This window comes from Promicromonospora sp. NPDC057138 (genome assembly GCF_042670845.1).
In the GTDB taxonomy this organism is placed as follows: Bacteria; Actinomycetota; Actinomycetes; order Actinomycetales; family Cellulomonadaceae; genus Promicromonospora.
In genome coordinates, this window is the sequence record NZ_JBHUUX010000108.1 from 1 (window position 1) to 10536 (window position 10536).

The 10536-nt window shown below is 70.5% G+C and carries 8 protein-coding genes; 5 read left to right on the forward strand and 3 right to left on the reverse strand.

Annotated elements, in window-relative coordinates; all coding sequences use genetic code 11:
- Positions 1-69: 69 nt before the first annotated feature.
- The 3 genes from ACFT2C_RS28215 to ACFT2C_RS28225 all read right to left on the reverse strand — a co-directional run bounded on the left by ACFT2C_RS28215 (position 70) and on the right by ACFT2C_RS28225 (position 4280).
- On the reverse strand, positions 70-1695 hold the full coding sequence (locus ACFT2C_RS28215) for an ABC transporter substrate-binding protein (RefSeq protein ID WP_377210421.1): 1626 nt from the start codon (positions 1693-1695) through the stop codon (positions 70-72).
- 376 nt (positions 1696-2071) lie between these two features.
- Complete coding sequence (locus ACFT2C_RS28220; RefSeq protein ID WP_377210422.1) at positions 2072-2749, reverse strand: ABC transporter ATP-binding protein; 678 nt, start codon at positions 2747-2749, stop codon at positions 2072-2074.
- 31 nt (positions 2750-2780) lie between these two features.
- Positions 2781-4280, reverse strand: coding sequence for an ABC transporter permease (locus ACFT2C_RS28225; RefSeq protein ID WP_377210423.1), 1500 nt, complete (start codon positions 4278-4280; stop codon positions 2781-2783).
- A 332-nt stretch (positions 4281-4612) separates the two neighbouring features.
- Between ACFT2C_RS28225 and eno the strand changes: the two genes are divergently transcribed.
- The 5 genes from eno to ACFT2C_RS28250 all read left to right on the forward strand — a co-directional run bounded on the left by eno (position 4613) and on the right by ACFT2C_RS28250 (position 10431).
- Positions 4613-5893, forward strand: coding sequence for a phosphopyruvate hydratase (eno, locus tag ACFT2C_RS28230; RefSeq protein WP_377210424.1), 1281 nt, complete (start codon positions 4613-4615; stop codon positions 5891-5893).
- A 169-nt stretch (positions 5894-6062) separates the two neighbouring features.
- Complete coding sequence (locus tag ACFT2C_RS28235) at positions 6063-7016, forward strand: septum formation initiator family protein (RefSeq protein ID WP_377210425.1); 954 nt, start codon at positions 6063-6065, stop codon at positions 7014-7016.
- A 55-nt stretch (positions 7017-7071) separates the two neighbouring features.
- A complete protein-coding gene (locus ACFT2C_RS28240; protein WP_377210428.1) occupies positions 7072-7563 on the forward strand; it encodes a DUF501 domain-containing protein in 492 nt (163 codons plus the stop codon).
- A gap of 136 nt (positions 7564-7699) precedes the next feature.
- Positions 7700-8650 (forward strand): exopolyphosphatase, encoded by a 951-nt coding sequence (locus tag ACFT2C_RS28245; RefSeq protein WP_377210426.1) that lies wholly within the window; start codon positions 7700-7702, stop codon positions 8648-8650.
- Positions 8651-8973: 323 nt separating this feature from the next.
- The gene (locus ACFT2C_RS28250; RefSeq protein WP_377210427.1) at positions 8974-10431 is read left to right on the forward strand and encodes an NAD(P)/FAD-dependent oxidoreductase; all 1458 of its coding nucleotides are present in this window, start codon (positions 8974-8976) and stop codon (positions 10429-10431) included.
- The last annotated feature ends 105 nt before the right edge of the window (positions 10432-10536 follow it).

A 10536-nucleotide genomic window follows, 5' to 3' on the forward strand; every position in this document is an offset into this window, starting at 1 on the left:
AGCTTGTCGAGACCTGGGTCTCGACAAGCTCGACCAACGGGATCGCTCTGCTTCGGCGAGGTGGGTCGGTTACTCCGAGACGGTCAGGTCGCGGACCCGGACCGCACCGCTGAACGGATCGAGGATCACGTTGTCCAGGCGCTCGCTGTAGTACTCGGCGCCCGCGTTGAAGCGGAACGGGATGGTCGGGAACTCCTCGGCGAGGATCGCCTCGGCCTCCTGGTACTTGACCACGGCCTCGTCGAGTGTCGCGGCCTGGTCGCCCTCTGCGAGCTTGTCCTCGAACTCCTTGCTGTACCAGCCGAAGTTGCCGGCACCCTTCTCGCCCACGGCGTAGAAGGACAGGTAGTTCTCGTTCAGCGGGTAGTCCGGGAACCAGTTGTTCCGGAACGCGCCGTCGAAGCCCTGCTCCGACCGGATGGTGAAGAAGTCCGGGTTCGGCTTGAGCTCGTACGGGATGTCGAGGTTGGCCTCGATCGAGTCACCGATGGCCTTGAAGTACTCGATCTCGGTCTCGTCGTCGCTCAGCCCGATGGTCAGCGTCTCGCCCTCCGGCCAGCCGCCTGCCTTCTCCAGCGCGGCCTTCGCCGCCTCCGGGTCGAACGTGCACCACTCGCAGGTGCCCGCCTCGCCGCCGGGGACGCCGTCCGGCACCACCCACGAGTCGGCCGGGGTGGCGAGGCCGCCCGACAGCTCGTCGATGATGCTCTCGCGGTCGATGGCCAGGGAGATCGCCTTGCGGAACTCCTTGTCCTGCCACGGGCCTTCCTTGTACAGCGGGAAGGCGACGTAGGTCAGCGCCGCGCCCGGGGCCTCGGCCAGGCGCTCGGAGAGCTCGGGGTCCTCCTGCGCCGCGGCCAGGTCGGCCGGGGCCGGATAGCTGACGTCGATGTCGCCTGCCTCGAAGTCGGACCAGGACGACGCTCCGGAGTACTCACGCCAGTCGATGGCGTCGATGGTCTCGGGCGTCTCGTCCAGCGGGTAGTCGGTCCAGCGCTCGGCGTCGACGGCGACGCCCTGCTCCCACTCGGTGATCTGGAACGGGCCGTTGCCGATCGGCTTGACCGAGCACGCCTCGACGTCCTCCAGGCACTCCTCGGCGACCGGGAAGAAGCCGGTGTAGCCGAGCATGGTGGCGAAGCCGGCGAACGGCGCGTTGAGCGTCACCTCGAGCGTGAGGTCGTCGACCACCTTCAGGCCCGAGAGCTCCTCGAGGGGGTTCTCCTCGACGATGTTGCCCTCGTCGTCGAGCTCGTCCTGCATCTCCTCGTAGCCCTTGAAGCGCTCGAAGAAGTAGTTGCTGTACAGCTCGGTGTGGCTGGCCGTGTAGTTCCACGAGCGGGCGAACGCCTCTGCGTCGACGGGCTCGCCGTTCTGGAACGTCAGGTCCGGCTTGATCTTGATGGTCCAGACCGTGTTGTCGTCGTTCGGCTCGATCGACTCGGCCACGTAGTTGTACGGCTCGGTGGTCTCCGAGTCATAGCGAACAAGGCCGTCGTAGACGACGTCGAGGATCGCGATGTTGTCGGCGTTGCCGGAGTCGCCCGGGAAGAGCGTCTCCATGTCCTGGTCGATCGTCAGGTTCAGGGTGACCGGTCCGTCGTCGTTGGCGGTGTCGTCCGGACTGCACCCGGCGACGGTCAGGGCCACCACGGCCGCCCCCGCGGCGAAGGTGGCGATGCGCGTTTGCCTCACTGATTGCCTCCCCAGTTTGTCTCCCCGGTGTGAGGGTGGGGAGGTTTGGACCATATCGCCACAGGAGCCCCGTCGCCTGGAAACTCGTGTTAACCGTCTGTAACGATTCGTCAGGACCCCTTCCAGTGGCCCACGCCGGACGAACGGGTTCCGCAACGGGACCGGGCCCGGAGTTGTTTCCGCCGCAGAAGGTTGAAACGGAAACAACTCCGGCCCTTTCTCAGCGGCGAACGGCCACCGGATCGCGTCGGCCACGAGCTGCCCGGACGCGGGCAGGCCAGCGGAAGGTCCGCTTCGAGAACACGATCTGGCATGGGTTACGCCGCAAACCCATGCCAGATCGTGTCCTCGAAGCGGACCTCCTTTGTTGCCCGGGCTATGCCGCCGTGAGGTCCTTGACCGCTCCCTTGGCGATGCGGAGGCGGCGGGGGGTGCGGGCCGCGACCACGGAGTCGTGGGTGACCAGCACGACCGTCAGGCCCTGCTCCTTCCACAGGCCCACCATGAGGTCCACGATCTCGTCGCGGGTCTCCTCGTCGAGGTTGCCGGTGGGCTCGTCGGCCAGCAGTACCTTCGGGTTCTTCACGAGCGCCCGCGCGATCGCGACGCGCTGCTGCTGCCCGCCAGACAGCTCGCCCGGCAGGTGGTCGCCCCGGTCGCCGAGGCCCACCGAGTCCAGCGCGGCCAGCGCCCGCGCCGTCCGGGTCTGCCGCGCAATCTTCGACGGCACGAGCGCCGTCTCCACGTTCTCCAGCGCGGTGAGCGTGGGGATGAGGTTGAAGTTCTGGAACACGAAGCCGATGGTCTCGGCCCGCGCAGCGGTCAGCTGGGCGTCGCTCATGCCGGCGAGGTCCGTGCCGTCGAGCTTGACCGTGCCCGACGTCGGACGGTCGAGCCCGCCCAGCATCTGCAGCAGGGTTGACTTGCCGCCGCCCGTCGGCCCCTGGACGGCGACGAGCTCGCCGTCGCCGATCGTCAGGGACACGTCCTTGAGCGCGCGCACCACGCGCTTGCCCTGCCGGTACGTCTTGGTCAGGTCGTCGATCTGATACATGGGTCTACCTCTTGTCTTGGGTCAGGGCTCGTCAGGCGAGGGAACGGAGGGCTTCGGCCGGGCGGAGCTTGGCGGCGCGCTGCCCGCCGACGACGCCGGCGAGCAGCCCGCCCAGCACCGCCAGCCCGACGGCGGCCAGGACTATCCACAGGCTCACGGGCGCCTGGAGCACGATGTCGACGGCGTTCCCCGCGGCGTCGCCCAGAGCGCCGGCCCGGTCACCGAACGCGCCGCCTGGCGCGGCGCCGCCCTGGACGGTCGCGCCCGCCGGCGGCGCCTGTCCGGCCGGGCCGCCCATGGTGAAGCCGCCGCCCGAGGCACCGCTCAGGGTGATGCCCGCGAGGTTCACCGCCCACACGGCCAGCGCGCCCAGCGCGAGGCCCACCGCGCCGCCGATCAGGCCCTGCACCACGGACTCGCCGGCGACCTGGCCGACGACCCGGCCCTTGCTCCAGCCGATCGCCTTGAGCGTGCCGAGCTCGCGCGTCCGGCGGTTCACGCCGGAGACGGTGAACAGGATCGCGAGGCCGAAGGCCGCCGCCAGCACGATGACGCTCAGCCAGGTGCCGAGCGTGCCGATCAGGTTGGACGCCGTCGCGAGGGATCCGGTCACGTCCTCGGCGAGGTCGGACTGGGTGCTCACCGACGCGTCGGGGAGCTCGCTCTCGATCGCGGCGGCGACGGCGTCGACGTTGTCCGCCGAGTCGACCTGCACGTAGACGTCGGTGACCTGGTCGGCCAGGTCCGCGAGCGACTGGGCCGTGGCGAGCGGGAGGTAGGCGTCGGACGCCGTCGCGACGCCGTCACCCGTGGTGGACGAGACGGTACCCACGATCTTCAGGTCCTTGCCGCCCACCGTGATCGTGTCGCCGACGGCGAGCTCCTGCTGCTCGGCGTACGTGGCGTCCAGGACGGCGACGTTCTTGTCGCCCGCCTTCAGCGTCCGGCCGTCGGCCACCTGGGCGGTGGTCAGCGGCCCGACGGCGGCGGCGTCGGGGTCCACGCCTGTGACCGTGAACTGGTCGATCTCGAAGGACGACCCGCCCGCCGATCCCTCGCCGGAGCCGTCCGGGCCCATCTGCATGGTGACCGGACCGTCCGCCTCCATGTCCGGCATCTCGCCGGTGAAGGACATGTTCTGCAGGTCGAGGGTAGCCGCGACGCCGGACACGTGGTCCAGGCCGGCGACGGTCTCCAGGGCGGAGGCGTCGAACGATGTCGACCCCATCGTCGGGGTGAGGCGGTCCTGGGCGAGGTTGCGGGTGCCGTCCTCGCCCGCCTCGCCGTCCTCCGCGCCGAAGTCGAAGCGGCCGGGGCCGCCCTCGCCCGGGCCCTCGCTGGGCTGGTCGACGGTGATGTCGGTGCCGACGCCGTAGACGGACTCGAGCACCTCGGACTGGGCGTCCTTGACGCCGGTCGATACCGCGTTGACGACGATGACCAACGCGATCGCTACCGCGAGGCCGATCGCTACCACGACCGTCTGCTTGCGTCGGTTGCGCAGCTCTCTGCGCAGATAGGTGAAGAACATGGGTGCCTGCCTGGGGTCGGGAGGGGGCGTGCGGGACGTTGGTGTCCGCGCGGACCGCCCCGCGGGCTGTGGCGCCGGGCCCTGGGGAGGGGCGAGCGGGCGGAGCGGGAGCCCCGTGGGGCGGTCTGCGCCGGACGATCTGGACGCTAGGCAGGCCCGCTGTGGCGGGGCTGTCGCCGACCTGTGACGAACCTATGAGCAGCGGGTGTGCTGCGTCGTCGCAGGCCGCGGCCCTCGGGGGCGAGCGGATCGTGGACGGTTGCCCGCCTCGTCGCCAGACGTCCTAGGCTGAGGGCCGTAACCTCCGAGCAACATCCTTAGAAGGAGACCCCGTGGCTAGCATCGAAGCCGTTGGAGCACGCGAGATCCTCGACTCGCGCGGCAACCCCACCGTGGAGGTAGAGATCGTCCTCGACGACGACACCTTCGCCCGTGCGGCGGTCCCGTCCGGCGCATCGACCGGCGCGTTCGAGGCCGTCGAGCTGCGTGACGGCGACAAGGGCCGTTACCTGGGCAAGGGCGTCGAGAAGGCGGTCGCGGCCGTCAACGACGAGATCGCCCCCGAGCTCGTCGGGTACGACGCCGAGGAGCAGCGCATCATCGACCAGGCGCTCCTCGACCTGGACGGCACCCCGAACAAGGGCAAGCTGGGCGCGAACGCGATCCTGGGCGTGTCGCTCGCCGTCGCGAAGGCCGCCGCCAAGAGCTCCGGCCTGGACCTGTACCGGTACGTGGGCGGCCCGAACGCGCACGTCCTGCCCGTGCCGATGATGAACATCCTGAACGGCGGGTCCCACGCGGACTCGAACGTGGACATCCAGGAGTTCATGGTCGCCCCGATCGGCGCACCGACCTTCAAGGAGGCGCTGCGCACCGGCACCGAGGTGTACCACGCCCTCAAGTCCGTGCTGAAGGAGAAGGGCCTGAGCACCGGCCTGGGCGACGAGGGCGGCTTCGCGCCGAACCTCTCCAGCAACCGTGAGGCGCTCGACCTGATCCTCGTCGCCATCGAGCGCGCGGGCCTCAAGGCGGGCACCGACGTCGCCCTCGCGCTCGACGTGGCCGCCACGGAGTTCTTCTCCGACGGCGTGTACGCGTTCGAGGGCGGCAAGAAGACGTCGGACGAGATGGTCACGTACTACGAGCAGCTCGTCGCGGACTACCCGCTGGTCTCGATCGAGGACCCGCTGTCCGAGGACGAGTGGGACGCCTGGGCCGGGCTCATGGGCAAGGTCGGCGACAAGGTGCAGATCGTCGGCGACGACCTGTTCGTCACCAACCCGGAGCGTCTCGCCAAGGGCATCGAGCTCAAGGCGGCGAACTCGCTGCTGGTGAAGCTCAACCAGATCGGCACGCTCACCGAGACGCTCGACGCCGTGGAGCTGGCCCAGCGCAACGGCTTCACCACGATGACCTCGCACCGCTCCGGCGAGACCGAGGACACCACCATCGCGGACCTCTCCGTCGCGACGAACGCCGGCCAGATCAAGACCGGTGCCACCGCTCGTGGCGAGCGCATCGCCAAGTACAACCAGCTCCTGCGCATCGAAGAGGCGCTCGACGAGGCCGGCACCTACGCCGGCCGGTCGGCGTTCCCGCGCTTCCAGGGCTGAGCCGAGGCGGTCCGCCGCCTCAGAAGGTCCGCTTCGAGCACATGATCGGGCGGGCGTTTCACGCGAAACGCCTGCCTGATCGTGTGGTGGAGGCGGACCTTTCACTTTGGCACACGGCGCGCCGAGGTAATGGCAGTACAAAGGCCCGGCGAATCGGCACAATCGACCCATGCCTTCCTCACGGCGCCCCGCGCGGCCCTCGGGCTCGGCGCGCGGCTCGGGCGCGCGCCCGTCGTCGACCCCGCGTGCGGGTTCGGGTGCGGGTTCCCCGGGGGCGAAGGGTGCCAAGGGGAAGACGCCGAAGCCGACGGGCAAGGCCGCGCCGAAGAAGCCTTCTCGTTCGACGGCGAAGGGTTCGACGGCACAAGGTTCGGCGGCTCAGGGTGCGACCGCGAAGGGCGGAACTGCACGGAGCGCGGCCGCGAAGGGCGCGACGGCGAACGGCGTGACGGCAAGGGGCACGGCCGCGAACCGCGCAACCGCACGGGGCGCGACGGCGAAGGGCGCCGGCCGGAAGCCCGCCGCGCCGTCGTCCGCGAGCCGTCGTACGGCCGCGCCCCGGAGCGCACCCGCGCGCCCGGGTACCGCCGCCCCGCGGAGCGCGCGTCCGACGTCGGGCAGCGGGGCGAAGCGACCCACCCAGCCGCGCCGTCGCGCGACGGCGACCGGCAGCGTCGCGCCGCCGCGCGCTGACCGCAAGCGCGGCAGCTTCGGGCTCGTCCTGCCGGAGGTGCTGACGGTCCGCGCGATGGTGCTGTCGGTGGTGGTGCTGCTCGCGGTCGTGCTGCTGCTCCCGACGGTGCGCGCCGCCGTGACGCAGCAGGCCGAGCTGCGCGACCTGCGCTCCGAGCTGAGTCAGCAGCAGGAGCAGAAGGAAGACCTCGAGACCGAGCTGGCCCGCTGGGACGACCGGTCCTACGTGATCGAGCAGGCCCGCTCGCGCCTGCGGTTCGTCATGCCGGGGGACAAGGTGTGGCGTCCGCTCGACACCGACTCCGTGCAGGAGCAGGAGCAGGAGCCGGAGCCCGGCGTGGTCGAGCCGTCGCCGGGGGCTTCCGAGGACGCGGGCGTGCCCTGGTACACGAGCGTGTGGGACTCGGTGCGGATCGCGGGCGGCGAGTGATCGCGTGATCACTCACCCACTGGTCGGCTCGGGGGACAATGGGGCAGTGAATTCCGTGAGTGAGACCGTGTCCGACGACGATCTGCGCGTCCTGGCCGAGCAGCTCGGCCGCGAGCCGCGCGGCGTCGTCGGCATCGCGGCGCGCTGTGTGTGCGGCCGTCCGACGGTGGTGCGTACCGCGCCGCGCCTGCCCGACGGCACCCCGTTCCCGACTGTCTTCTACCTGACCCACCCGGGCGCGACCGCCGCCGCGTCGACGCTCGAGGCGAACGGCGTGATGAGGGAGATGACGGCGCGGCTCGAGTCCGACGAGGAGCTCGCCGCCGCGTACCGCAAGGCGCACGAGCACTACCTTGCCGAGCGCGAGGCGATCGGGCACGTCGAGGAGATCGCCGGCATCTCGGCCGGCGGCATGCCGACGCGCGTCAAGTGCCTGCACGTCCTCTTCGCGCACGCGCTCGCCGCCGGCCCGGGCGTGAACCCGCTCGGCGACGAGGCGCTCGCGCTGGCCAAGGACACCTGGCGCCCGGACCGCTGCACCTGCTGAACCCCTTGGTTGTGGGCGTGACCGTTGCGACTACGTGCCGTTTTAGGCGCAACGATCGCGCCCACAACCACGTGAGGTTGGTCGCGAAGCGGGACGTCCGGGCACGGGCGGCACGAGCGCCTGGGAGAATCCTCGCGTGACTTCCTCTCGCGTGGCCGCGATCGACTGCGGCACCAACTCGATCCGCCTGCTCGTCGCGGACGTCGACGCCGCCGGAAACCTCACCGAGCTCGACCGTCGCATGGAGGTCGTGCGGCTGGGCCAGGGTGTGGACCGCACCGGCGAGCTCGCGCCCGAGGCGCTGGAGCGGACGCTGGCGGCGACCCGCGCGTACGCGGCGGCGATCGAGGCCGCGGGGGCGCAGAAGGTGCGCTTCGTGGCGACGTCGGCCACGCGGGACGCGCGGAACCGGGACGCGTTCTTCGACGGGGTGCGGGACGCGCTCGGCGTCGACGTCGAGGTGATCAGCGGCGGCGAGGAGGCGGAGCTCTCGTTCCGCGGCGCCACCAGCGCGGTCGCGGGGGCGCACGCCGGGCCGTTCCTCGTGGTCGACCTCGGCGGGGGCTCCACGGAGCTGGTCCACGGCACGGACTCGGTGGATGCGAGCGTGTCGATGGACGTCGGCTCGGTGCGGATGACGGAGCGGCACCTGCACAGCGACCCGCCGTCGGACGCCGAGATCGCGGCGGCCCGCGCGGACGTCCGGGCGCACCTGGACGACGCCGCCCGCGTGGTCCCGCTCGCGAGGACCGCCACCCTCGTGGGCCTGGCCGGGTCGATCACCACCGTGACGGCGCACGCGCTGGGCCTGACCGAGTACCAGCACGAGCGCGTGAACCAGGCGGAGCTGCCGGTCGCGGCGGTGCTGGACTCCTGCGCTGCGCTGCTCGCGGCGCCGCGCGCCGAGCGCACCGCCATGGGCTTTCTGCACCCGGGCCGGGTCGACGTGATCGCCGCAGGCGCCCTCGTCTGGTCGGAGGTGATCACGCGGGTCGCGGCCGACGTCGAGGCGGCGGGTGGGTCCCTGACCAGCGTGGTGACGAGCGAGCACGACATCCTCGACGGGATCGCGCTGTCCATGGTGTGACGCGGACTACGGCATCACGCCGCACGGGCGGGAGGCGCTGAACGTCCAGCGCAAGGAGTGGCAGGAGTTCGCCGACACGGTGGCCGGACTTCTCGGCGAGAGGAACGAGGCAGCTCGATGAACACCACCACCACCAGCACCGGCTGGCTCGCTGCTGACGACGGACCGTCGTCAGCCGGGAACCTCCGGCGGCGGTGGTCCGTTGGGCGTGCCAGAGGATCGAGGAAGTTCCTGCAGCGACGACGACGGCGTGGTGCGCTTCACGCACACGCCGCCCTTCGTCGTGTCAATACGGCTGCGTCGCGCGCGGTACCCTGGGAATCATGCCTCAGAACGACCTGACCTCGGTCAGCCATGCCTCCGACGCGGCGAGCACGCCGCGCCCGCGGAAGGTGCCGCGCATCGTGGTGCTCGGCGGCGGGTCCGTCGGCCTCTACGTGGCGCGCCGCCTGCGCAAGAAGCTGAAGAAGCGGGACGCGGCCATCGTCGTCGTCGACCCGCGCCCGTACATGACGTACGCACCGTTCCTGCCCGAGGCGGGTGCGGGCTCGATCGACGCCCGCGACGTCGTCGCGCCGCACCGCAAGGCCCTCAAGGGCGTCGACGTGCTGCAGGGCAAGGTCACCACGATCGAGCACGGGCGCAAGGCCGTGAAGATCCAGCCCGAGGAGGGCGACGAGTACGAGGTCACGTACGACCAGCTGGTCGTCGGCCTCGGCTCGGTGTCGCGCACGCTGCCCATCCCGGGCCTGGCGGAGGCGGCCATCGGCTTCAAGAACGTGGAAGAGGCCATCGCGGTCCGCAACCACGTCATCAACCGGCTGGACGTCGCGTCGTCCACGTGGGACGCCGACCTGCGCAAGCGCATGCTGACGTTCACCTTCGTGGGTGGCGGCTTCGCCGGCATCGAGGCCCTCGCCGAGATCGAGGACATGGCGCGTTACGCGACGCGGCAGTACCACACGATCGAGGCGTCCGACCTGCGATTCGTCATGATCGAGGGCGCCGGGCGCATCCTGCCCGAGGTCACGGAGCCGATGGGCGAGTACGCCCTGGCCGAGCTGAAGAAGCGCGGCATCGAGTTCCACCTCAACACGTTCCTCTCGTCCTGCGTCGACGGGCACGTCGTGACGTCGACGGGCGTCGAGTTCGACACCGAGACCATCGTGTGGACCGCCGGCGTCAAGGCGAACCCGGTCATCAAGGAGGCGTCCGACCTCCCGTTCGACAAGCTGGGCCGTGTCATCGTGCTCCCCACGCTGCAGGTCGCGACGGAGGACGGCGAGATCGTCGAGGGCGCATGGGCCGCCGGAGACTGCGCCGCCGTGCCGGACGTGCTCAACCCGGGCAAGTTCTGCCCGCCGAACGCGCAGCACGCGATCCGCGAGGCCGTGCGCCTGGCCGACAACATCGTGGCCCTCTACAAGGACAAGCCCGCTGTCGAGTACGACCACAAGAACGTGGGCGTCGTCGCGTCGCTGGGTCTCTACAAGGGTGTTGCCGAGCTGTTCGGCTTCATCAAGCTCAAGGGCTTCCTCGCGTGGGTCGCGCACCGCGGCTACCACGTCATGGCGATGCCGACCGGCAACCGCAAGGTCCGCATCCTGATCGGCTGGATCGGCCAGTTCCTCATGGGCCGCGAGCTGGTCTCGCTGGGCTCGCTGCACGACCCGCGCCAGGAGTTCCGCAACGCGTCGGTGCCGCCGAAGCCGGCGGGCGAGAAGGTCGAGCAGAAGGCGGAGTCCTCGGCCGCACGTGCGGAGTCGGGCTCCAAGGCCTGACTGGTCTCGTTCGCGCCGGTCGCCTGCAGGGTCAGTCGTCTCGTGGCTGACGTGAGTTCGGTCGGTTGCTTTGAGATCGGTCATTTAATTGACCGATCTCAAAGC